The organism is Acinetobacter sp., assembly GCF_041919735.1.
In the GTDB taxonomy this organism is placed as follows: Bacteria; Pseudomonadota; Gammaproteobacteria; order Pseudomonadales; family Moraxellaceae; genus Acinetobacter.
The window spans coordinates 1-20,687 of record NZ_JAYRTF010000003.1 but is presented as its reverse complement, the minus strand read 5'-3'; the positions used below and the strand labels follow the sequence as shown (position 1 = coordinate 20,687).

Below are 20,687 nucleotides of genomic sequence, written 5' to 3'. Positions count from 1 at the left end.
TATGAATGATTTTTAAAGCAGTTTGGGTTTTTAATCCAGCATTATTTTAACCATGCTCTTGATTATTCAGAACTCGCTGACGGCATTTTATTCCATCAGCTTTTGAACAGATGTTTAAATACGTGCAAAATCCCGCCTCAAAGCTTATTAAAGATAAGCCAAGGCTTGCTTAAAAACCTGCTCAGGCGATTGCGATGCATCCAAACGCTTCAAACGCTCTGGATGACGCTCTGCCAGCGTTGCATAGCCGCCTCTGACTTTTTCGAAAAAAGTGACTTTTTCCTGCTCAAAACGGTCTAAAGCGCCGCGCGCGCGCGCGCGGTCCATGCCCAGCTCAATCGGCGCATCCAGCCAAAACGTAATGTCCGGCATGCGGCTGACAAAATTAGCATTCAGCAGCTGCAGTTTTTCTTCGCTCAAGCCGCGCCCTGCGCACTGATACGCAAAACTGGCATCACTGAAACGGTCACACAGTACAATTTTCCCTGCCTGCAAAGCCGGCATAATCACCTGATCTAAATGCTGCGCACGGGCCGCATACATCAGCAAAAGCTCCGTATCATTGCACATTTTTTCGTCGTGGTTCACCGCCAGCAGCAATGCGCGGATCTGCTCCGCCATCGGCGTACCGCCCGGTTCACGGCTCAAGACCACCTCTTTGCCTTGACTGAGAAAATAGTCATAAATTTTACGGATGAGCGTGGTTTTACCAACCCCTTCGGTGCCTTCAAAACTGATAAACATGCTCGCTCCTTAATTTTTTGCACGAATGACCGCAAGATATTCTTGCACTGCGCGGTTGTGGTCCTGCAGATTTGCCGTAAATTTATGTCCGCCATTGCCGGTGGCCACAAAGTAAATATTGCTGGAATTGTCCGGATGCATGGCCGCTTCAATGGCTTTTTTGCTCGGCAATGCAATCGGTGTCGGCGGCAAGCCGCTCATGGTATAGGTATTATACGGCGTTGGGGTGCGCAAATCTTGGCGGCTGATATTGCCTGTGTATTTATCACCCATGCCGTAAATGACGGTGGGGTCAGTCTGCAAGCGCATGCCTTGCTGCAGGCGGCGCACAAACACCCCAGACACCTGCTCCAGCTCGCTGTCCAAACTGGTTTCTTTTTCCACAATGGACGCCATAACCAGCGCTTCATATTTATCTTTATACGGCAAATTAGATGCGCGTTTTTCCCACGCCTGATCCAATGCTTTCATTTGCCGAGTATATAAATCTTTAAGAATCTTCTTGTCCGATTCGCCTTTGGCAAAGAAATAGGTATCCGGCGCAAACAAACCTTCAGGATGGCTGTAAGGAATATCCAAAGCCTGTAAAATTTGCGGATACGGCAAATTGCTGATGTCATGCGTCACCAGCGGATCATGCTTTAATGCCTCAATCAACTGTTTAAAAGTCGTGCCTTCAATCACCAAAATCCGGTTCATCTGCGCATTGTCAATATTGGAAATCATGTCCATCACTTCACGGATGCTCATGCCTTGACGCACCTCATAAACACCAGCTTTTAACGTGTCATGAATCATCAGCTTTTGATACAGCTTCGGCACAATCGGAAAGCTGACTTTGCCTTCTTTGGCTAAGCGGTCAATAAACCCGGAATAAGTATCCCCCTGCCCAATGGCCAGCATTTGCTTGTTGCCTTCAACCGGATAAGCCTTGAATAAGCTTGACCATAAAACCGCGCACAGCAGCACGGCCAAAACCATGGCTGTGAGCAAAATCATTTTCGGTTTTTTGGATGGCTGTGTTTTTTTCTTTTTAGATTTAGGCTTGACTGATGACATATTAGCGGATCTGATTCAGTTGAAGTTTTTGGAACAGTTCAGTACAGGCCTGAACATCTAAAGGCGCGCCATTGAGGCTGGACGCAATTCTCATCGCATTTAACGCATTGCAGAAAAATACACTTTGTATCTGCGGAATATTTTCCATATCCACCGCACGCTGCTGACACGCTATGCCCTGCGACTGCATGCGCGATAAAATTTCAGCGCGCATGACGCCATGCACACCATTATAGCGAAGTTCAGGGGTAATCCATGTATCCTTTATTCGAATGAAACAATTACTGCTCACACCCTCAACAATCATGCCCTGCACATCCAGCACCAGCGCTTCCTGCCAGCCTTTTTGATCAGCCTCATGTTTCAGCAGCACCTGCTCCAGACGGTTCAGCGATTTCAAGCCGGCAAGATTCGGCATGCTCAGTCCAATCACTTGTTCCAGCACGCCGCTTGGCAGCGCATCGTAGTGAAAATCCGCCACTTCCTTTGGATAGTAAAATACCCAAACATCGGCAGGATGCTCCGGCAGGCTGTAGCCGCGCTGGCCCTCACCACGGCTCAATATGATTTTCACTGTGCCTGACGCTGCAGCATCGACAGACTGAATTTTAGCTAAAGTCTGCCCGATTAAATTGAGATCTGCATTCAGCAGCAAGCGCTCATTGGCATTGCTTAAGCGCGCCATATGCAGGTCATGCAGTTCCAGCGCGCCGTTACGCAAGCGCGCTGTGGTGAAGCAGCCGTCACCATAATGAAATGCGCGGTCTAGAACTGAAACTTCATCGGCTTCCTGCGCATTTTTAAAATACGGCATAACATTGACCTCAAAACTGCGCCCTCAAAAACAGCGCTCAGAATAGAGCGTTTAGTTTAAGAAGACTGCTCAAGAATTAATAGCTTTTTTATTCATATCAAATTCGTTTCTTATTATTTTTTATACAAAAAACTTCCCGCTATTCTTCGATTCATCAGCAAACACCCATGCATCAAAATCAAGGATATCAAAATGCGATCATTAAAAATCGGGCTACTTGCCGCGCTTCTTTCAGCAACGTCTTTCAGCGCGCTGGCCAAAGACTTTTTAAATGTGTCATACGACCCGACCCGCGAACTATATGACAGCTTTAATAAGGAATTCAGCGCTTACTGGAAAAAAAGCACTGGCCAAGACATCAACTTTAAACAATCGCACGGCGGTTCAGGCAAACAGGCCCGTTCCGTGATTGACGGCTTAGACGCCGACGTCGTGACCTTGGCTTTGGCAGCCGATATTGATGAAATTGCCAAACGCGGCCTGCTGCCGAAAGACTGGCAAAAGAAATTTCCGCAAAACTCCACGCCGTACACTTCGACCATTGTGTTTTTAGTGCGCAAAGGCAATCCCAAAGGCATAAAAGACTGGGGCGATTTAATCAAACCGGGGGTCGATATTATTACCCCAAACCCGAAAACTTCGGGCGGCGCGCGCTGGAATTATTTAGCGGCATGGGCATGGGCGAAACATCAAGCCGGCGGCAATGATGCCAAAGCGCAGGAATTTGTCCGTCAGATTTACAAACAGACCAAAGTGCTGGATTCTGGCGCACGCGGCGCAACCACGACCTTTGCTGAACGCGGCATCGGCGATGTGCTGCTGGCTTGGGAAAATGAAGCCTTTTTAGCGGTGCGCGAACAGCCGGGCAAGTTTGAAATCATTACCCCATCACTGTCCATTTTGGCCGAACCGCCAGTTGCAGTGGTTGAAAAAAATGCCAAGAAAAAAGGCAATGAAAATTTAGCCAAAGCCTATCTAAATTATCTGTATTCACCCGCAGGTCAAACGGTGGCCGCCAATAACTTCTACCGCCCGCGCAATGCTGCTGTGGCAGCCAAATACAAGTCGGTATTCAAGCCGCTGAAACTGGTCACCATTGACAAAGAATTTGGCGGCTGGAGCAAAGTGCAAGGCAAACACTTTGACAATAACGGCGTGTTTGACCAAATCGTCAAAGCAAACAGCGTCAAATAAGCGCTTGCACAGTTCAATAAAATAAAAGTACCGGCTATAGCGCTATAGCCGGTACAGTCTGGCCTTAGAAAACCACTTATCTTATTTACTCATATAAAATTCATTTTTTATTATTTTTTATGCATAAAGAATGGCGCTATTCTGCATTCAAGTTACAAAACATCAAAAATTTTTTGAGGTTCTCATGAGCATTTCAGCAAAATTGAAACTGGGAGTTTTAGCTGCAGTGATTTCTACGCTGTCATTCAGCGCGGCAGCAAAAGGCTAAATAAAGGAGCATCGACATGACCCATACCGTAATTGTTCCAGGTGTAGGCGGCAGTGAATACCATCACTGGCAGTCTTGGCTGCAGCGCCAGCTCATGTCGTGCTCCCGTGTGCAGCAGCAGAATTGGCATCAGCCTGTATTAAAAGAATGGATCGCGCAGTTTGTGAAAACGGTTGCACCGATTCAGGATGACATCCAAATTGTAGCGCACAGCTTTGGCTGCCTGACCACTGTGGCGGCGCTGGCGCAGCATCCGGAACTCAACCAGAAAGTTAAAAATTTGATTCTGGCTGCGCCAGCCAATCCTGCCCGTTTTGGGGATGCCGGTTTTTCCCGTGACAGCCAAAATGATTATGCCGACTATTTTCATCAGCTGAAAATCAGCGTTCCCGCCACCATGCTGATCAGTGAAAATGATCCTTGGCTGGCTTTTGAAGATGCAAAACAGCTTGCAGACGCCTGGAAACTTTATCCAGTGAATTTAGGATCCGTGGGGCACATTAATGTTGCTTCGGGTTTTGGCCCTTTTCCTGAAATTTTCGACTATTTAATTTCAGAAAATCCTATGCACCATATCAGTATTGCTGATGACGGCAAGTATTTATTTAAATTTGCTTTTTGAGCACTGCTAACTATGCTTGTCGCGAATTCGTTTTTTAAATTTTGCTGGCTTTTTACTGCCAGCCTTTCTCTTTTTTGAGGAGTCATCATGTCGCAGCGATCCCGAGTGCTGCCAGGATTTGGTCTGTCTCTGGGCTTTACCCTAGCGTATTTGTCATTAATCGTGCTTATTCCATTGTCAGCGGTTTTTATTAAATCGATTGGCATTGGCTGGGACGGTTTATGGGAAATTCTCAGTTCAGAACGTATTTTAAAATCTTTGCAATTAAGTTTCAGCACCGCCCTTATCGCCGCGCTGATCAATGTGGTGTTTGGTTTATTGCTGGCATGGTGCCTCGTACGCTACAGCTTTCCAGGCAAACGCATTGTTGATGCTTTAGTGGACTTGCCATTTGCCCTGCCGACTGCAGTTGCAGGCATTGCCTTAACCTCGCTGTATGCGCCGACAGGCTGGATTGGTCAATATTTGGAACCGATCGGCATCAAAGTCGCCTATACCCCCATCGGCATTACACTGGCCTTGATTTTTATCGGCATTCCTTTTGTGGTGCGTACCGTACAGCCTGTCCTCAGCGATTTAGAAACTGAACTGGAAGAAGCGGCGTCAGCACTGGGCGCAAACCGTTTTCAAATTGTCACCAAAGTCATTCTGCCGATTTTATTTCCCGCTTTAATTACCGGCTTTGCTTTGGCATTTGCCCGCGGTGTCGGCGAATACGGTTCGGTGATTTTCATCGCCGGCAACCAGCCTTTTGAAACTGAAATTGCGCCGCTGCTGATTATTTCCCGCTTGGAAGAATACGACTATGCTGGCGCGACCACCATTGCTGTGGTGATGCTGGTGATTTCCTTTGCCATTTTGTTTGTCATTAACTTAATTCAAGCTTGGGCAAGCCGCCGCACCGGGAGAACTGCACGATGAATACCAACAGCAATGCCTTGGCTGAAAAATTGCAGTCGCGCGATGCGACCCGTGAACCGACTTGGGTGCGCCGCCTGCTGATTGCTATTGCAATGATTTTCTTTATCAGCTGCTTAATGCTGCCGCTGATCTTAGTATTTGTTGAAGCCTTCAAACAAGGCGTAAGCGTTTATTTTCAAGCGCTGGTCAATCCAGATACCTTATCGGCAGTCAAACTGACTCTGCTCACCGCAGCGATTGCTGTGCCGATGAACGTGGTCTTTGGCGTGGCGGCCGCATGGTGTGTAGCGAAATTCCATTTCCGCGGCAAATCCATTTTAACCACCATTATTGATATGCCTTTTTCCGTATCACCGGTGATTGCAGGTTTAATGCTGGTGCTGATTTTCGGTGCGCAAGGCTGGTTTGGCGGCTGGCTGATGGATCATGACATTAAAATTTTATATGCTGTACCTGCTATTGTATTAGCCACCGTATTTATTACCGTGCCTTTTGTTGCCCGTGAGCTGATTCCGCTCATGGAAGCGCAAGGCACAGAAGAAGAAGAAGCCGCGATTGTCTTGGGCGCTTCAGGCTGGCAAACCTTTTGGAACGTGACGCTGCCGAATATCAAATGGGGTTTGATTTACGGCGTGATTCTGTGCAACGCCCGTGCAATGGGCGAATTCGGCGCGGTATCGGTGGTTTCTGGCCACATCCGCGGTGAAACCAATACCTTGCCGCTGCACGTCGAAATTCTCTATAACGAATATACGTTCAGCGCAGCCTTTGCCGTTTCATCCCTCTTGGCGCTGCTGGCGATTGTGACCCTGATTTTAAAAACATGGGTCGAAATCCGCCAAGAGAAACAAGACAAACGCAATGAAGATACAACCGCTTCTTAAGGAATGACCTCATGAGTATTCAAGTCAAAAATATTGAAAAACACTTTGGTGCATTCCATGCGCTGAAAAATATCTCTTTAGATTTCCCAGATGGCCAATTGGTGGCATTACTGGGACCATCGGGCTGCGGAAAAACCACTTTGCTGCGCATTATTGCAGGCTTGGAATCGGCCGATGGCGGTAAGGTGATTCTGGAAGGTGAAGATGCTACCAATGTGCATGTGCGTGAACGTGAAGTCGGTTTTGTCTTCCAGCACTATGCGCTGTTCCGCCACATGACTGTATTTGACAATATTGCTTTTGGCCTGCGTGTGCGTCCGCGCGCAACGCGCCCGTCTGAAGCAGACATCAAAAAACGGGTAACGCGTTTACTGGATTTGGTGCAGCTGGGCTTCTTGGCCGACCGTTACCCTGCTCAGCTTTCTGGCGGTCAGCGCCAGCGTATTGCCCTTGCGCGTGCATTGGCAGTTGAACCACGCGTATTGCTGCTGGATGAACCTTTTGGCGCCTTAGATGCCAAAGTACGTAAAGAACTGCGCCGCTGGTTGCGTACCCTGCATGATGAACTGCATATCACGTCTATTTTTGTGACGCACGATCAGGAAGAAGCGCTGGAAGTGGCCGATCAGATTATTGTGATGAACAAAGGCAATGTCGAGCAGATCGGTTCGCCGCGGGAAGTCTACGAAAAGCCGGCAACCCCGTTTGTTTTCGATTTCTTGGGTCAAGCCAACCGTTTTGAAGGCCAAAACAGCGGCGGCATCATCCAAATCGGTGAAGACCGCATTCAATTGCCGCAAGCGCCCAATGCGCCTCAAGGCCCTGTAATTGCTTTTGCCCGTCCTGACGAATTGCGCATTCATGCACAGCCGCAGGAAAATGCCATTCAGGCGACCTTCCTGCGTGAAGTCTGGATTGCCGGAAAAGTGCTGGCCGAACTGAATGACCGTCAAGGCAACTTGATTGAAATATCACTGACACCGGATGAGGCCAAGCTGCATCAATTCCGTCCAAATCAAACCGTATGGCTGAGCGCATCGACTTTGCATTTATTTGAAAACCAAGTCGCCTAAAGCCGCTGATGGGGCATGAAGCCCCATCTCTTTTGAGGTATACAAAAAAATGAATTTCCAGCAACTGAGAATTATTAGAGAAACTGTTCGGCAAAACTTCAATTTAACCGAAGCTTCCGCGGCGCTGTACACTTCGCAATCCGGTGTAAGCAAGCATATTAAAGATTTAGAAGATGAACTGGGCGTCCAGCTGTTTATCCGCAAAGGCAAACGCCTTTTAGGCCTCACTGAACCGGGCCAATCATTGCTGGGGATTGTGGAACGCATGCTGGTGGATGCCGACAATATTAAACGTCTTGCAGATGATTTCAATAAAGTCGATGAAGGCACATTGACCATTGCGACCACGCATACGCAGGCGCGCTATGTCTTGCCGCCGATCGTGAACCAATTTAAAAAAGAATTCCCGAAGGTGCATTTGATTCTGCAGCAGGCTAGCCCAGTAGAAATCACTGAAATGCTGCTGCAAGGCGAAGCGGATATTGGCATTGCCACAGAATCTTTGACCACGGAAGAAAATCTGGCCAGCGTGCCTTACTATAACTGGCAGCACAGCATCATTACCCCGCAAAATCATCCCTTAACGCAAAAAGCCCAGATCAGCATTGAGGATTTATCCAACTATCCTATTATTACCTATCATGGCGGTTTTACCGGCCGTTCAAAAATTGATAAAGCGTTTGAAGATGCTGGTTTTGATGTGGATATCGTCATGTCCGCGCTGGATGCGGACGTGATTAAAACCTATGTCGAACTGAACATGGGTGTCGGCATTGTCAACAACGTGGCTTATGATGCTGAACGCGACTATCGATTAAAGCAAATTCCAACGGATATTTTTGGGGTCAATACCACTTGGATTGCTGTACGTAAAGGGCATCTGCTGCGCGGCTACGGCTATGAGTTTATCTCACTCTGCTCACCAAATGCAGACATTAAAGCGCTGAAAAAAGTGGCTTTCCCCGACGACTGACATAAAAAAGTGAATAAAAAGTGACGCATGTCTCTTTTTATTCATCGTAATTTCATGTAACTGACTGCATAATAACTGCTTATAAAACAAAAACTTTTGGGCGCCAGACCAATGAAACCTGCGGTAATTCTTGCAATTGCATCATTATGCACGTCTATGCATATACAAGCTGCGGCTTTAGAGCGTTCAGGACAAAGCACGCTTCCCTTTCTTGAGCCTGGCAATTATGCAGAAATTAATTTTGGCGCCGCTCAGGGCAATATCAGCGGCGAAAATGCCAATAAAGAACAATTGTCTCAAGCACTGAATGTCACTGACTTTTCAACCGGAAATTTAGTTGAAACACTCATTTTTATACAAGGCGCTATAAAATGGCAGCTGTATCCCCAACTATCTGCCGGTTTGCTCTTTGATCAGCCTTATGGCATTAAACTCCGCTATGACTATTCACCTGAATCCATTCTTGGGCGCGAACAGCTGGAAGCCATTCATATTGACCTCAAGTCGCAAAATATAACTGGTCTGATCGGCTATCAGCCCACTCCGCACTGGAATATTTATGGAGGGCTGGCTTACCAAAGCTTTAACGGCGATGTCAGCCTTTTTGGCCAGAGTTTCTATTTTTTTAATGGCTACAATGTCGAATTTAAAAAAGACTATGCGCTGGGATGGCTTGCAGGCATCAGCTATCAAATTCCTGAAATTGCGTTGCGCACCAACCTGACCTACCGCTCTGAAATCAAGCATAAGAATCAGACCGTGGAAAGCACGGCAATGAATGGTAATTTTGCCGGCAGCACGCACATTACCGCACCGCAATCGGTGAATTTTGATTTTATCAGTGCAATCAGCACTCAAAACCTGATCTATGGCTCTTTAAGATGGGTCGATTGGTCGAATTTTAAAATCAAGCCTGACGGCTTTTCCAGCATCATCCAGCCCTATCTGCCTTATCTTCCCGCTTTAGCTGAATTCAACCTGATTGATTACCAGTCTGATCAATGGTCTGCAAAACTCGGCATTGCGCATAAACTGAATGAGCGCGCCTTCGCCAGTTTAGAAACGATCTGGGACAGCGGCAGCGACAATCCGGCATCGACCATTAATCCGGCAAACGGCTATAACGGCCTTGGTACAGGTTTCCGCTATCAGCTTTCACCTAAAACCGCGCTGTCCGGAGGGCTTTACTATTTAAGGTTCAGACCATCTAAACAAGACCAAGGCGGCATTTCAGTCAACGCCATTTCCTCGTTAGAGGATAAAGAAGCTTGGGCTTATGGCCTTAAAATCGGCCATCACTTTTAAAAGCAGGCTATTGCATTTTTAGCGTAAAAAAACAGGCCGAAGCCTGTTTTTTATTTGGCAATCACTTACCAGTGGTAGCTTACGCCCACTTTGCCGACAGGCATCCATTGATATTTGTCGTCATTGGCAATTTTATGCGCTTCCGCCGCCAATTCATCATCTAAATTAACGCCTGGTAAATTTGAAGTTGCCGAACCGGAAACACGCTGCAGGTTAACAGATGGGTTACCGGTATAGTAAGCGCCGACTTCACCAAATACGCCCCAATTTTTATTGATTTTCGGCGCCCAGCCTAGACCGACATAGGGTGCGAATTCGTTATCATAATTCAGATTGCCTTTAATATTAACGCCTTCAGCACCGGCTTGGAAATCAGCATTGTTGACGCTGAAATTTCGGCCGCCATCAACACGGCGATCTAAACCATAATCGTTGTCAATATAGCCCACACCAGCCGCTACATATAAGCCTTGCACCCAACGGTTTGCGCTTGCACCCCATGGGCGGATCTCAGCATTCAAATATGCAACACTGTTATCCATGTCCATATCATATGTAGAGCCATTCACTTTGACATCATCAGACCATGATACATCGCCGCCGTTATAACCCAGCGCCAAGCCCACATAAGGGTTTGCAGTCCAAAGCAAAGCGCCGCCATAGCCGGTAGTGCCCGCTTCAAGACGCGCGCCAGTAGGAATTAATTTATTTTGGTCAAATGCGTAGCCATCATGAACAACGGATGAATCCGCCATAGCTGTACCGGCGGCCGCCAATAGAGACACTGCTAAAACTGTACGTAGAGCTTTCATTAGGTTTCTCCTCGAATACAAACTTTATAGAATTATTGAAAATCTGTTCCTCTTGGGATGAACTATAAAATAGATAACGGTCACGTTTTATTCAAAATTTGCTTATTTTTTGTTGCTTTTTGATACAAATTCGGTTTCATATTGATTATCAATAAATATTTTTCATAATTTTTTAACCATATTTGTTTTTGCAGCTTTTAATTTCTGCAGCTTTCATAATTAATTCCGGCCTATCGTTTATTTTCCATCTATTCTTGGCCTAATTTAGTGTAAAATCTTCGGAAAATTTTTTTCTGGATAGAAGAACATGTCTCAGCTTTCAACAATCATTGAACAAGCGTTTGAAGACCGAGCGAATTTCACAGCAGCCGATTGTTCTGCTGAAATCCGTCAAGCTGTTGAAGACGTTATTGCTGGTCTTGATAACGGTTCATTGCGCGTTGCTGAAAAAATTGACGGTGAATGGATTGTTCACCAATGGATTAAAAAAGCAGTACTGCTATCGTTCAAACTCAATGACAACAAACCAATGGAAGCATGCGACCTGCGCTTCTATGACAAAGTTGAGACTAAGTTTGGTGATTGGACTGAAGAACAGTTTAAAGCTGCTGGCGTACGTGTTGTTCCTCCTGCAGTTGCACGCAAGGGTTCTTTCCAGGCGAAAAATGTTGTATTGATGCCATCTTATGTCAACATCGGCGCTTATGTGGATGAAGGCACGATGGTTGATACATGGGCGACTGTAGGCTCATGCGCTCAAATCGGTAAAAATGTACACTTGTCTGGCGGTGTCGGCATTGGCGGTGTTCTTGAACCGCTTCAAGCCAACCCGACCATCATTGAAGACAACTGCTTTATCGGCGCGCGTTCTGAAATCGTTGAAGGCGTTATTGTCGAAGAAGGTTCTGTGATTTCTATGGGCGTGTTCATCGGCCAATCGACAAAAATTTATGACCGTGAAACTGGCGAAATCCACTATGGCCGCGTACCTGCAGGTTCTGTGGTGGTTTCTGGCAGCCTGCCTTCTAAATGCGGCACTTACAGCCTGTATGCGGCAATCATCGTGAAGAAAGTCGATGCTAAGACACGCGCTAAAACCAGCCTGAACGATTTATTGCGCGAAGACTAAGTTTTAAATTTATACGGGGCATCCGTGCTCCTCGTCTCTACGGTCAGAAATGATCGTAGAGATTTTTGTTTTTCTATATGTGGTTAATTTTGTTATGAGTACGCTTCGTTCTTCCGCTATTCCTGTTTCTGATCCGTCTGCGGGCTTACGTATCACGGAGATTTTTTATTCATTGCAAGGTGAAGCCAATGCGGCAGGACTGCCGACTGTATTTATCCGCTTAACCGGATGCCCATTACGCTGCACCTATTGCGATACAACCTATTCATTTGAAGGCGGCGAGCGCAAATCATTAGAAGAAATTATTCAAACTGCGCTGGATTTTAAGACGCCGTATATTTGCGTGACTGGCGGCGAACCTCTTGCGCAGCCGAATGCCCTGCCGCTGATGCAGCGCTTATCCGATTTAGGCTGTGAAGTTTCCCTCGAAACCAGCGGCGCTTTGGATGTGTCCAAAGTTGATCCGCGTGTTTCTAAAGTTTTAGATTTAAAAACGCCAACCTCTGGCGAATCTGCACGAAATTTGCTTTCAAATATTGATTATTTAACTGAGCATGATCAAATTAAGTTTGTAATCTGCAACCGTGAAGACTATGAATGGTCTAAACAGCAGGTTGAACAGCTTCGTTTGAATGAAAAAGCCGGCACCATCTGGTTTTCACCTGCCTTTGCGGTGGAAAAAGGCGCTGTCCGCTTGCCTCAGCTTGCGCGTGATCTTGCGCAATGGATTTTAGAAGACCATCTCCCTGTCCGTTTCCAGCTGCAGCTGCATAAGCTGCTTTGGAACGATGAAACTGGTCGTTAATTGATATAGATTTTTTGGAGAAAGACATGCGTCCTCGCGCGATTGTACTGTTATCTGGCGGTTTAGACTCAACCACTTGCCTTGCTTGGGCCCAATCTCAGTATGAATGCATTGCCCTCAGCTTTATGTATGGCCAGCGTTCAACCACTGAACTGGATGCTGCCCGTGCATTGACTAAGCAGGCCGGCATCGAACATCGTGTCATTAATATTGATTTAGGCAATCTGGGCGGTTCTGCGTTGACCGACCACAGCATTGAAGTGCCGGATCATGAACAAGATGGCATTCCTGTAACCTATGTTCCAGCACGTAATACTATTTTCTTGTCTTATGCGCTGGCAGCTGCCGAAGTTTTTGATGCGCAAGCCATCGTCATTGGCATTAACGCCGTTGATTATTCAGGCTATCCGGACTGCCGCCCTGCATTTATTGAGGCTTTTGCCAACATGGCCCGCCTTGCAACAAAAGTCGGCGTAGAAGGAAAACCACTTAAATTTGAAACACCTCTGTTACATTTATCCAAAGCAAATATTATTCGCTTAGGCATAGAACATGGCGTAGACTACAGTCAAACGGTATCTTGCTACCAAGCAGATGACCAAGGGCGTGCTTGCGGTACATGCGACAGCTGCCGCCTGCGTAAACAAGGTTTTGCGCAAGCAGGTGTTGAAGATCCGACACGTTACATACCGAAATAACAAGGTAGGGTTTATGAATATTTTAAAATCAAACATTATTCTTTCTGCTGCAATTTCTGCCGCTGCGCTGTTCGCGTCTGCTGCACATGCTGACACTGAAAAACTTCAGCAAGCGTATAAAAGCACAAACGTAAAATCTGCGTTAATTAATGTTTGTAAAGAAGAAACAGGCAAAGGTAAAAAATTGTCTGCAGCTGAAGTCAGCAAATACTGTTCTTGCGCTGTAGAGGCTGATGGCCGTTTAACCAATGCTCAAAAATGGGAAATCCAAAGTACCATTAACCAAAAGAAAAGCCCTGCAACTTTAGCCTTTGTTCAAAAGCAGAATAAAGACCTGCAAGCTTGTTTTGGCCCTGACTTGACTGGCAAATTAAAATCTTTGACTGAAGAAGCAATGAAATCTGCTCAAGCTCAAAAGAAATAATTTTGCTGTCTTAAAAAAGCCTGCGTTTTGCAGGCTTTTTTATGCTCTGAATCATGGAAAAATTATGCATACAACATGGGGAAAGCTGCCGCAAAGCGAAAAGTTCATTGCCTCTTACAGCGGCGGCAAAGACAGCACATTGGCCTTATACCACGCCATGCAGCATGGTGAAGCCCTCGGCCTGATTGTCATGCTGGAAGAACACGGTTTACGCTCACGCTCGCATGCCATGCCGCTGTCTATTATTCATGCCCAAGCGGAAGCCATTGGCCTGCCTATTTGGATGGCCAAAGCGCAGTGGCAAGATTATGAAACTGAATTTTTAAGCCTTTTGCAGCATGCCCAAACACAGGGTGCGCAGGCCTTAGTCACTGGCGATTTAGATTTGCCTGAAGACGATTGCTGGCACCATAAAATGACCCAGCAAGCGCATTTGAATCTGTATACCCCGCTTTGGCAGCGTCCACATTTAGAGGTCATTCACGAGTTTATTTCTCTGGGTTTTGAAACCATGATTGTGACTGTGAATTTAAAGCTTGGCATGACAGCAAATGATTTGGGGCAAATTTTGACGCAAAGCTATATCGAGACCTTAATCCATCGCGGAATTGACCCTTGCGGCGAAGGCGGTGAATTTCATACAACTGTGCTGGATGGGCCTTTATTTAAAAACGCAATTCCTGTCAGCAAAGGTGAAATTCTGTATCATGGTGATTATGCTTTTTTGGCGCTTGAATTAGAACATCAGTAAATATTGAAAAGGAAGCCTTATGTCCGATATTACCTTACTCAATCAAACCTTTCCTGCCACTGCAGGCGAAATTAATCTTGCTGAACTGCCTGCAGAATGGCTGATTGTGTATTTTTACCCAAAAGACTCCACTCCTGGCTGCACCACGCAAGCTGTAGGCTTTTCCTGCTTAAAAGATCAATTTGATGCATTGAACACCACGATTATCGGGATCTCCCGCGACTCGGTGAAAGCGCATCAAAACTTTACCGAAAAGCAAAACCTCACGATTAACCTCATCAGCGATAAAGAAGAAGTGCTGTGCAATCACTTTGATGTGATTAAAGAAAAAAATATGTATGGCAAAAAAGTCATGGGCATTGAGCGTTCAACTTTCATTTTCCATCACGGCAAATTAGTCAAAGAATACCGTAAAGTCAAAGCAGCTGGCCACGCAGAGCAAGTGCTGGAAGATCTCAAGGCGCTGCAGGCTTAAAAACTTTTCGTCCCGCCATTTTGATTAAAACAAAAGCCCTTTAGGGGCTTTTGTTTTTAGCTCTAACTATGCAGCTCTAACTACGCATCAGCAAGGACAGCGCAATGCCCCACATCACACAGGCGATCAGCAGATCCAAAATCCGCCATGCATTGGGATTCTTAAAAATAGGCAGCAGCAGCCGTGCGCCATAACCTAAAGTGAAAAAGAACAGCCACGATGCGCTCATCGCGCCTAAAGCAAAATACAAAGGCTGCTGAAACTGTGCAGAGAGCGATCCAAGCAAAATAACCGTGTCTAAATAAACATGCGGATTGAGCCAAGTGAAAGCCAGGCAGGTCAACATTACAGGCAGTAACTTTTGCTCATGGCCCGAGCCCAGCAGCATGGCGGACTGATTTTGATAGGCTTGCACAGCATGTAAACAGCCATAATAAAATAGAAAGGCCGCGCCGCCCCATTTTGCATATTGAATGATTTGCGGATAATGCATGATCACGGCCGAAAAGCCAGCCACCCCCAAGAAAATCAGCAAGGCATCTGACATCGCGCAGATCAGGCACACCCAAAAAACATGCTGCCGCTTCAGGCCTTGCTGAAGCACGAAAGCATTTTGCGCGCCAATCGCCACAATCAGGCTGAGGCCTAAAGCCAGCCCTTGCATATAAGTATTCAGCATATCGATCAACCCATATTTCAACTCGTAGCGCATTATCTGCTGATTTCTGATAAATTAAATATTCTTAAGTAAATATCAGTCTAGTTAAATATTTTTTAGCCAAAAGAGAAACCATTTATGCTGAATCATAAACAATGCGAAGCATTCTTAGCGGTTGCTGAAACAGGCAGTTTTGATTTGGCGGCAGCGCGCTTGCATCTCACCGCATCTGCAGTCACGCTGCGCATGCAAAGTTTAGAAAAATATTTAGGCCAGATGCTGATTGTCCGTGAACGCCCCTGCAAAACGACTGCCGCAGGAATGGCTTTGCTGCATTATTTGCAGCACAGCCGGCTGCTTGAACAAAACTTTATTCAAAGCTTGACAGGACAAACTTCGGGTGATTTTTACCAAGTCAATATTGCCGCCAATGCCGACTCACTCGCTACGTGGCTGCTTCCCGCCCTGCAGCCGGCCTTAACCGCGCACAGAATTACGGTGCATTTTCAGGTCGATGACCAGTCTCAGACGCATCATCTGCTTGAAGCGGGCTTAGTGAATGCCTGTGTTGCGCAGGAATCCAAAGCCATGAAAGGCTGTAAGGCGCAATATTTGGGAAGCATGACTTACCGTTTTGCCTGCACGCCGGATTTTGCCGAAAAATACTTTGCACAAGGCGTGCATCGGGAATCTTTACGCGCTGCACCAGCCATTATTTTCAATGCTAAAGACCAAATGCACACCGCCAAAATTCAGCAGCGTTTTGGCCTCAACCCAGCGCAATATCCGCATTTTTTTGTTCCATCGTCCTGCGCATTTATCGATGCTGTCATGATGGGTTTAGGTTATGGCTGGCTGCCGGATTATCAAGCCGTAACACACATCAAAGAACGGACATTGATCGAAGCGGCGCCAGAACTGCGTTTAGAATTACCATTATATTGGCATCATTGGAATCAGCAGTCGGATATGCTGAATATTTTAAGCAGCGCCTTGCTTGCTCATGCAGAAAGCATGATGAACCAGCCTGTGGATTAACGCGGACATCACTTAGGCTGCCATTGCCCGATCAGCTGTATATTCACTTTATCACCAACATCGGCATAAGATCGCTTCATGCCAAAATCACTGCGGTTAATTGATCCTGAAGCATTGATATCCAACAGCTTCGCGTTAGCAGCATTGGGTTTCAATACAACATCAAAAGTAATTGGCTTGATAATGCCGCGCAGGGTCAATTCCCCTGCGACCCAATAGTGGCCAACCGCGTGCTGTCTAAATTCGGTGCTTTTAAACGTAACATTTTTAAATTGCGCAGCATCAAAAAAATTTTCACCGAGAATCATTGGACGCAGCGCATCATTGCTGAACTTTAGCGTGCTGGCAGGCAAAATCAGCTGCACAGATGAGTTTTCAGGCAAATTGATATCAAAAAACAGGCGCGAATCAGGCTGGTTCGACACTCCTTTCACCGCAGACAGTCCTACCGTTTTAATATCAAAACTGATAATGCTAGCCTCTGTCAGCGTCCAATTCTGCGCATGCAGCTGACTCATCCAGCCCAATGCAGTAAAAAAAACCGCCAGCTTCAGCTTCAAAGATTGTTTGATCGCCATTTTAAATTCTGCTTTAGCATTCCTATCGCATTTTCAAGCGCACATTCCATGTGCGGCTTCCGCCCATCTACATCCTCTAAATTACAGAAAATCACTCTAAATTGCTTTTATCTTGAGTCAAAAATTTGTGCTGTAATTGTAGATAAATTGGAGTTTCTTTAAATTTATGTAAAAATTCGCTGGTGCCGGCAGGAAAGGCCGATTCTATAATTTCGCCGCGGTAATAGGCTTCCCGGACAGGCGTCGCAGACATGGAGCCGTGCAGGCTATCCAGCTCCACCATTTCCCACTCGGGGAAAAATTTTAAATAATAAGATGAATCATCTTTAAAATGCCCAATCAAGCCAATCCGGTCGCTCGGCAGCGTAATTTCGGCAACCAACGATTTCACCAGTTTTTGCCATTTTTCATCATTGTAGACATCAATGACCGGGACAAATTTAATCCGCTGCTGATCTTCTGCTGAAAAATTCGACAGAATCATCTGTTCCCGCTCATCAACTGTAAACGGATTTTTGATATTGCGTTCATTCTGCGCAGAGCCCAAAGCCAGAATGATATTGCGGCTTTGCTTCAGCGCAATCCGGATCGTTTGCAAGTGCGCCAAATGAAAAGGCTGAAAACGGCCAATGAATACCAAATAATCAAATTTATCGTTCATAACAGAATCATCGTGATTTATGAACTCATGAGTTGCGCCTGCAATTTGAAAATGAGACATAATGAGCCCATAAATTTGAATTAAATTGAAAGCAAGGATAGTACGATGACACTGAGCTGTATTCAACAACCTCATGAACATTTGAATGCAAATTTAGACAATGGCGTGCTGACGCTTGCAATTAACCGTCCGCAGGCTAAAAACGCGCTCTACAGCGAACTCTATTTGTGGATTGCCAAAGCGCTGGATGAAGCCGACCAAGACAGTGCTGTCCGTGCCGTGATTTTACGTGGTGAAGATGCTGACTTTACCGCAGGCAATGACATGCAGGATTTTATGAAATCAGCTGCGCAAAAAGGTCAAGCACCTGCTTCTGAAGGCGCTCCATTTATTTTGCTCAAATCTGCTGCGAAATTTTCTAAGCCGTTAATTGCCGCTGTACGCGGTGTCGCGATTGGCATCGGGGTAACGATTCTTTTGCACTGCGATTTGGTCTATAGCGACAATACTGCGCTGTTCCAAATTCCATTTGTCAGCTTAGGTTTATCGCCTGAAGGTGCATCTAGCAAACTTTTGGTGGCACAAGCTGGCTATCACAAAGCAGCGGAATTGCTTTTAACTGCGCAGAAATTTGACAGTGCAACTGCGGTTTCTGTAAATCTAGTCAATAGCATTGAAGACGATGTCTATGCTGCTGCTGCGAAGAAAGCGGCGCAATTGTCTGCATTGCCTTTGGCATCACTGGTTCAGTCTAAAGCACTGATGAAACACAATGTAGATGAAATTGTGGCGTGGATTGATCATGAAGCAGAAATCTTTATGGATCGCGTAGGTTCACCAGAAATGATGGAAGCGGTTGCGGCCTTTATGCAAAAACGTAAACCTGATTTTTCTCAATTTAACTAAGCTTATTTTTATTGCGCTGAAAACCACTTAGCGGCCCTCGTTAAGTGGTTTTTTCATATTTGATCCCTATTAAAATTTAAAAATCATCACCGGATTTATCGCCATGACTGAACAAGTAAAAACTGAAAAGAAACGTTCTTTTGAGCCTGCGCCTGAAGGCATTGATATCGAAAATTTTAAAAAAGTCGTTCAAAGCCGCCGTTCTGTGCGTAAATTTACCCAAACGCCTATCCCAAGTGATGTGCTGGATGAATGTTTAGATTTGGCACTGCTTGCACCAAACTCATCAAACTTGTAGCCTTGGACTTTTTATTTGGTGCAAAACCCAAGTAAAAAGAAACAGCTGGTGAAAGCCTGCTTAAGTCAATTGGCAGCAAAAACAGCGTCTGAATTGATCGTCTGTGTTGCACGCACCGATCGCGTAGATGAAATGGCAAAACGCAATGTTTCCGAATTTCCATTTCCTGAAGCCCCTGCTGCTGTGCAAAAGTATTACAAGTTCATTCCTTATAACTATAAAACTGGTTACTTCAATGCACTGGGTAACTTTAAGAAAGTTGCTTTCAAAGTTGCACGCAGCTTTGATAAGCAATTGCCTGTGACGGCTTTTAATGAAGCCGATGCAAAACTTTGGGCGTCTAAAACCACTGCGTTAGCGTGTGAAAACTTAGTTTTGGCTTTACGTGCTTATGGTTTTGACAGCTGCATGATGGAAGGTTTTGATGAGCCGTTGGTACGCAAAATTTTAGGGCTAAATGCTCAGCAGTATCCTGTCATGGTGATTGGTGCGGGTGAACGCGCCAAAGATGGCGTATTCTTCCCTCAATATCGTTTTGACCGTGAGTTGTTTATTCAGAAGGTTTAAAACTGACAGGCTATTCCCTCTCCTTTAAGGAGAGGGTTAGGATGAGGTAATTTTTAAATCCCCTCATCCTCTTGCGGAATATATTCCTCATTCCACAGGGAGAAGGAGCTTTTTAATATTTAACATCCACCATCTGAATAAACTCAAAAGCAGGTTCTTCATAAGGATGACTGGCTTTTAATGCTCTCGCGACAGCACTAGCTTTCTCTTCAGGCACAATGGTTTCCACTCGCCATTCAGGAATTCTTTCTAAAGTATCCAACTCGCCAATAAATGGATTTGCGCCTTTTACCGGTTTAAACTGCCCTGTGCCTAACACTTGCCACGCACAATGTTCATAGTTGCCTATACCGCCTGCACCTGCTTCAAATACGGCAAGTTTGGTGGATTCAAGGTGTGATCCTGGAACGTAGTAGATGAGTTTGAGCATATCGATTTAATGCATATTCTATTAATATCAAATCAATCATATTGATCGATCATAACTATGTCTAATAAAAATACTGCCCGTGAGCTTGCTTTAACAACAGCTGAAAACCTAGGAGATGAAATACTTTTTAAAGCTGCCAATACATTTTTAGAAGATGCTATTAAATCTATCCCTTTTGCATCACTTATTAGTGGATCAATTCAAACTTATACGCAATTTCGAACACTTAAGGAGCAAAAACAGCTTTTAGCTTTTATTCAAGAAACAAAAACCAATAGTCCTGATTTTATAAATAATTTCTTTAAAGATAAAAACAACACTGAACTCGGTTTGGAAATTCTAGGCATACTAGATCAAACCTATTTAGAGCATCAAGCTAGAATGATTGGGCGTGCTACTTTATTAAAACATCATGGGAAAATATCTAAACAAGAGTTTGATAAATACACTTACATTATTACTAAACTTAATAATTAACCCGAATCGCGGATAAGAAATAAACTTGAAAATAAGAGGACTAGAGCCATCAGTTGAGTTACCACACAAAACTCACAACTCTAGTCCTAATGTTCAATAGTACCGAATTATTCTGCGTAATTG

At 45.4% G+C, this 20,687-nt stretch carries 24 protein-coding genes and 1 pseudogene; 17 read left to right on the top strand and 8 right to left on the bottom strand.

The window, feature by feature from the left end; translation table 11 throughout:
- Nucleotides 1-147: 147 nt before the first annotated feature.
- The 3 genes from tmk to pabC form a co-directional block, all read right to left on the bottom strand.
- Complete coding sequence (tmk, locus tag ACE3T3_RS02375; protein WP_374663694.1) at nucleotides 148-744, bottom strand: dTMP kinase; 597 nt, start codon at nucleotides 742-744, stop codon at nucleotides 148-150.
- 9 nt (nucleotides 745-753) lie between these two features.
- The gene (gene mltG, locus ACE3T3_RS02370) at nucleotides 754-1,743 is read right to left on the bottom strand and encodes an endolytic transglycosylase MltG (protein WP_374663979.1); all 990 of its coding nucleotides are present in this window, start codon (nucleotides 1,741-1,743) and stop codon (nucleotides 754-756) included.
- A gap of 61 nt (nucleotides 1,744-1,804) precedes the next feature.
- Nucleotides 1,805-2,617 (bottom strand): aminodeoxychorismate lyase, encoded by an 813-nt coding sequence (pabC, locus tag ACE3T3_RS02365; RefSeq protein ID WP_374663692.1) that lies wholly within the window; start codon nucleotides 2,615-2,617, stop codon nucleotides 1,805-1,807.
- Nucleotides 2,618-2,809: 192 nt separating this feature from the next.
- On the opposite strand from pabC, the gene ACE3T3_RS02360 reads away from it, so the two are divergent.
- From ACE3T3_RS02360 to ACE3T3_RS02330, 7 genes are all read left to right on the top strand, one after another.
- Nucleotides 2,810-3,811: a sulfate ABC transporter substrate-binding protein gene (locus ACE3T3_RS02360; RefSeq protein WP_374663690.1), complete on the top strand. Its 1,002-nt coding sequence runs from the start codon at nucleotides 2,810-2,812 to the stop codon at nucleotides 3,809-3,811.
- A gap of 284 nt (nucleotides 3,812-4,095) precedes the next feature.
- Nucleotides 4,096-4,701, top strand: a complete 606-nt coding sequence (locus ACE3T3_RS02355; RefSeq protein ID WP_374663688.1) for an RBBP9/YdeN family alpha/beta hydrolase — start codon at nucleotides 4,096-4,098, stop codon at nucleotides 4,699-4,701.
- 87 nt (nucleotides 4,702-4,788) lie between these two features.
- Nucleotides 4,789-5,622, top strand: coding sequence for a sulfate ABC transporter permease subunit CysT (gene cysT, locus ACE3T3_RS02350; protein ID WP_374663686.1), 834 nt, complete (start codon nucleotides 4,789-4,791; stop codon nucleotides 5,620-5,622).
- The gene (gene cysW, locus ACE3T3_RS02345; protein ID WP_374663684.1) at nucleotides 5,619-6,506 is read left to right on the top strand and encodes a sulfate ABC transporter permease subunit CysW; all 888 of its coding nucleotides are present in this window, start codon (nucleotides 5,619-5,621) and stop codon (nucleotides 6,504-6,506) included. The genes cysT and cysW overlap by 4 nt, the downstream gene beginning before the upstream one ends.
- An 11-nt stretch (nucleotides 6,507-6,517) precedes the next feature.
- Nucleotides 6,518-7,579 carry a sulfate/molybdate ABC transporter ATP-binding protein gene (locus ACE3T3_RS02340; protein ID WP_374663682.1) on the top strand — a complete coding sequence of 354 codons (1,062 nt, stop codon included), beginning with the start codon at nucleotides 6,518-6,520 and terminating at the stop codon, nucleotides 7,577-7,579.
- A gap of 49 nt (nucleotides 7,580-7,628) precedes the next feature.
- Nucleotides 7,629-8,552 carry a CysB family HTH-type transcriptional regulator gene (locus ACE3T3_RS02335; protein ID WP_374663680.1) on the top strand — a complete coding sequence of 308 codons (924 nt, stop codon included), beginning with the start codon at nucleotides 7,629-7,631 and terminating at the stop codon, nucleotides 8,550-8,552.
- Between the two features lie 111 nt (nucleotides 8,553-8,663).
- On the top strand, nucleotides 8,664-9,857 hold the full coding sequence (locus ACE3T3_RS02330; RefSeq protein ID WP_374663678.1) for an OmpP1/FadL family transporter: 1,194 nt from the start codon (nucleotides 8,664-8,666) through the stop codon (nucleotides 9,855-9,857).
- A gap of 65 nt (nucleotides 9,858-9,922) precedes the next feature.
- On the opposite strand, the gene carO is transcribed toward ACE3T3_RS02330, so the two are convergent.
- Complete coding sequence (gene carO / locus ACE3T3_RS02325) at nucleotides 9,923-10,669, bottom strand: ornithine uptake porin CarO (RefSeq protein WP_374663676.1); 747 nt, start codon at nucleotides 10,667-10,669, stop codon at nucleotides 9,923-9,925.
- A gap of 307 nt (nucleotides 10,670-10,976) precedes the next feature.
- Between carO and dapD the strand changes: the two genes are divergently transcribed.
- The 6 genes from dapD (at nucleotide 10,977) to ACE3T3_RS02295 (ending at nucleotide 14,951) form a co-directional block, all read left to right on the top strand.
- Nucleotides 10,977-11,798, top strand: coding sequence for a 2,3,4,5-tetrahydropyridine-2,6-dicarboxylate N-succinyltransferase (dapD, locus tag ACE3T3_RS02320; RefSeq protein WP_374663674.1), 822 nt, complete (start codon nucleotides 10,977-10,979; stop codon nucleotides 11,796-11,798).
- 94 nt (nucleotides 11,799-11,892) lie between these two features.
- The gene (gene queE / locus ACE3T3_RS02315) at nucleotides 11,893-12,603 is read left to right on the top strand and encodes a 7-carboxy-7-deazaguanine synthase QueE (RefSeq protein WP_374663672.1); all 711 of its coding nucleotides are present in this window, start codon (nucleotides 11,893-11,895) and stop codon (nucleotides 12,601-12,603) included.
- Nucleotides 12,604-12,629: 26 nt separating this feature from the next.
- Entirely contained in the window at nucleotides 12,630-13,301 is a 672-nt protein-coding gene (queC, locus tag ACE3T3_RS02310) for a 7-cyano-7-deazaguanine synthase QueC (RefSeq protein WP_374663670.1), read from the top strand.
- Nucleotides 13,302-13,314: 13 nt separating this feature from the next.
- Nucleotides 13,315-13,725, top strand: a complete 411-nt coding sequence (locus ACE3T3_RS02305; RefSeq protein WP_374663668.1) for a hypothetical protein — start codon at nucleotides 13,315-13,317, stop codon at nucleotides 13,723-13,725.
- Nucleotides 13,726-13,789: 64 nt separating this feature from the next.
- Nucleotides 13,790-14,476 carry a diphthine--ammonia ligase gene (locus ACE3T3_RS02300; protein ID WP_374663666.1) on the top strand — a complete coding sequence of 229 codons (687 nt, stop codon included), beginning with the start codon at nucleotides 13,790-13,792 and terminating at the stop codon, nucleotides 14,474-14,476.
- A 19-nt stretch (nucleotides 14,477-14,495) separates the two neighbouring features.
- Nucleotides 14,496-14,951, top strand: a complete 456-nt coding sequence (locus ACE3T3_RS02295; protein WP_374663664.1) for a peroxiredoxin — start codon at nucleotides 14,496-14,498, stop codon at nucleotides 14,949-14,951.
- Between the two features lie 76 nt (nucleotides 14,952-15,027).
- On the opposite strand, the gene ACE3T3_RS02290 is transcribed toward ACE3T3_RS02295, so the two are convergent.
- Nucleotides 15,028-15,630 carry a LysE/ArgO family amino acid transporter gene (locus ACE3T3_RS02290; protein ID WP_374663977.1) on the bottom strand — a complete coding sequence of 201 codons (603 nt, stop codon included), beginning with the start codon at nucleotides 15,628-15,630 and terminating at the stop codon, nucleotides 15,028-15,030.
- Between the two features lie 117 nt (nucleotides 15,631-15,747).
- Between ACE3T3_RS02290 and ACE3T3_RS02285 the strand changes: the two genes are divergently transcribed.
- Complete coding sequence (locus ACE3T3_RS02285) at nucleotides 15,748-16,647, top strand: LysR family transcriptional regulator ArgP (RefSeq protein ID WP_374663662.1); 900 nt, start codon at nucleotides 15,748-15,750, stop codon at nucleotides 16,645-16,647.
- 8 nt (nucleotides 16,648-16,655) lie between these two features.
- Here ACE3T3_RS02285 and ACE3T3_RS02280 read toward each other — a convergent pair whose 3' ends face one another.
- Both ACE3T3_RS02280 and ACE3T3_RS02275 read right to left on the bottom strand, forming a co-directional pair.
- Complete coding sequence (locus tag ACE3T3_RS02280; RefSeq protein WP_374663660.1) at nucleotides 16,656-17,225, bottom strand: YceI family protein; 570 nt, start codon at nucleotides 17,223-17,225, stop codon at nucleotides 16,656-16,658.
- 91 nt (nucleotides 17,226-17,316) lie between these two features.
- The gene (locus ACE3T3_RS02275) at nucleotides 17,317-17,886 is read right to left on the bottom strand and encodes a nicotinate-nicotinamide nucleotide adenylyltransferase (RefSeq protein ID WP_374663658.1); all 570 of its coding nucleotides are present in this window, start codon (nucleotides 17,884-17,886) and stop codon (nucleotides 17,317-17,319) included.
- A 105-nt stretch (nucleotides 17,887-17,991) separates the two neighbouring features.
- Between ACE3T3_RS02275 and ACE3T3_RS02270 the strand changes: the two genes are divergently transcribed.
- Together ACE3T3_RS02270 and ACE3T3_RS02265 are read left to right on the top strand one after the other, a co-directional pair.
- Nucleotides 17,992-18,792, top strand: a complete 801-nt coding sequence (locus ACE3T3_RS02270) for an enoyl-CoA hydratase-related protein (RefSeq protein WP_374663656.1) — start codon at nucleotides 17,992-17,994, stop codon at nucleotides 18,790-18,792.
- A gap of 103 nt (nucleotides 18,793-18,895) precedes the next feature.
- Nucleotides 18,896-19,657 (top strand): annotated as a pseudogene (locus tag ACE3T3_RS02265) (nitroreductase family protein).
- Nucleotides 19,658-19,769: 112 nt separating this feature from the next.
- On the opposite strand, the gene ACE3T3_RS02260 reads toward ACE3T3_RS02265, so the two are convergent.
- Nucleotides 19,770-20,087 carry an NGG1p interacting factor NIF3 gene (locus ACE3T3_RS02260; RefSeq protein WP_374663654.1) on the bottom strand — a complete coding sequence of 106 codons (318 nt, stop codon included), beginning with the start codon at nucleotides 20,085-20,087 and terminating at the stop codon, nucleotides 19,770-19,772.
- 57 nt (nucleotides 20,088-20,144) lie between these two features.
- Between ACE3T3_RS02260 and ACE3T3_RS02255 the strand changes: the two genes are divergently transcribed.
- On the top strand, nucleotides 20,145-20,564 hold the full coding sequence (locus ACE3T3_RS02255) for a hypothetical protein (RefSeq protein ID WP_374663652.1): 420 nt from the start codon (nucleotides 20,145-20,147) through the stop codon (nucleotides 20,562-20,564).
- The last annotated feature ends 123 nt before the right edge of the window (nucleotides 20,565-20,687 follow it).

Excerpts from the sequence above, each read along its gene's own strand:
- tmk (WP_374663694.1), bottom strand. The coding sequence starts at position 744 with ATGTTTATCAGTTTTGAAGGCACCGAAGGGGTTGGTAAAACCACGCTC.
- mltG (WP_374663979.1), bottom strand. The coding sequence starts at position 1,743 with ATGATTTTGCTCACAGCCATGGTTTTGGCCGTGCTGCTGTGCGCGGTT.
- pabC (WP_374663692.1), bottom strand. The coding sequence starts at position 2,617 with ATGCCGTATTTTAAAAATGCGCAGGAAGCCGATGAAGTTTCAGTTCTA.
- ACE3T3_RS02360 (WP_374663690.1), top strand. The coding sequence starts at position 2,810 with ATGCGATCATTAAAAATCGGGCTACTTGCCGCGCTTCTTTCAGCAACG.
- ACE3T3_RS02355 (WP_374663688.1), top strand. The coding sequence starts at position 4,096 with ATGACCCATACCGTAATTGTTCCAGGTGTAGGCGGCAGTGAATACCAT.
- cysT (WP_374663686.1), top strand. The coding sequence starts at position 4,789 with ATGTCGCAGCGATCCCGAGTGCTGCCAGGATTTGGTCTGTCTCTGGGC.
- cysW (WP_374663684.1), top strand. The coding sequence starts at position 5,619 with ATGAATACCAACAGCAATGCCTTGGCTGAAAAATTGCAGTCGCGCGAT.
- ACE3T3_RS02340 (WP_374663682.1), top strand. The coding sequence starts at position 6,518 with ATGAGTATTCAAGTCAAAAATATTGAAAAACACTTTGGTGCATTCCAT.
- ACE3T3_RS02335 (WP_374663680.1), top strand. The coding sequence starts at position 7,629 with ATGAATTTCCAGCAACTGAGAATTATTAGAGAAACTGTTCGGCAAAAC.
- ACE3T3_RS02330 (WP_374663678.1), top strand. The coding sequence starts at position 8,664 with ATGAAACCTGCGGTAATTCTTGCAATTGCATCATTATGCACGTCTATG.
- carO (WP_374663676.1), bottom strand. The coding sequence starts at position 10,669 with ATGAAAGCTCTACGTACAGTTTTAGCAGTGTCTCTATTGGCGGCCGCC.
- dapD (WP_374663674.1), top strand. The coding sequence starts at position 10,977 with ATGTCTCAGCTTTCAACAATCATTGAACAAGCGTTTGAAGACCGAGCG.
- queE (WP_374663672.1), top strand. The coding sequence starts at position 11,893 with ATGAGTACGCTTCGTTCTTCCGCTATTCCTGTTTCTGATCCGTCTGCG.
- queC (WP_374663670.1), top strand. The coding sequence starts at position 12,630 with ATGCGTCCTCGCGCGATTGTACTGTTATCTGGCGGTTTAGACTCAACC.
- ACE3T3_RS02305 (WP_374663668.1), top strand. The coding sequence starts at position 13,315 with ATGAATATTTTAAAATCAAACATTATTCTTTCTGCTGCAATTTCTGCC.
- ACE3T3_RS02300 (WP_374663666.1), top strand. The coding sequence starts at position 13,790 with ATGCATACAACATGGGGAAAGCTGCCGCAAAGCGAAAAGTTCATTGCC.
- ACE3T3_RS02295 (WP_374663664.1), top strand. The coding sequence starts at position 14,496 with ATGTCCGATATTACCTTACTCAATCAAACCTTTCCTGCCACTGCAGGC.
- ACE3T3_RS02290 (WP_374663977.1), bottom strand. The coding sequence starts at position 15,630 with ATGCTGAATACTTATATGCAAGGGCTGGCTTTAGGCCTCAGCCTGATT.
- ACE3T3_RS02285 (WP_374663662.1), top strand. The coding sequence starts at position 15,748 with ATGCTGAATCATAAACAATGCGAAGCATTCTTAGCGGTTGCTGAAACA.
- ACE3T3_RS02280 (WP_374663660.1), bottom strand. The coding sequence starts at position 17,225 with ATGGCGATCAAACAATCTTTGAAGCTGAAGCTGGCGGTTTTTTTTACT.
- ACE3T3_RS02275 (WP_374663658.1), bottom strand. The coding sequence starts at position 17,886 with ATGAACGATAAATTTGATTATTTGGTATTCATTGGCCGTTTTCAGCCT.
- ACE3T3_RS02270 (WP_374663656.1), top strand. The coding sequence starts at position 17,992 with ATGACACTGAGCTGTATTCAACAACCTCATGAACATTTGAATGCAAAT.
- ACE3T3_RS02260 (WP_374663654.1), bottom strand. The coding sequence starts at position 20,087 with ATGCTCAAACTCATCTACTACGTTCCAGGATCACACCTTGAATCCACC.
- ACE3T3_RS02255 (WP_374663652.1), top strand. The coding sequence starts at position 20,145 with ATGTCTAATAAAAATACTGCCCGTGAGCTTGCTTTAACAACAGCTGAA.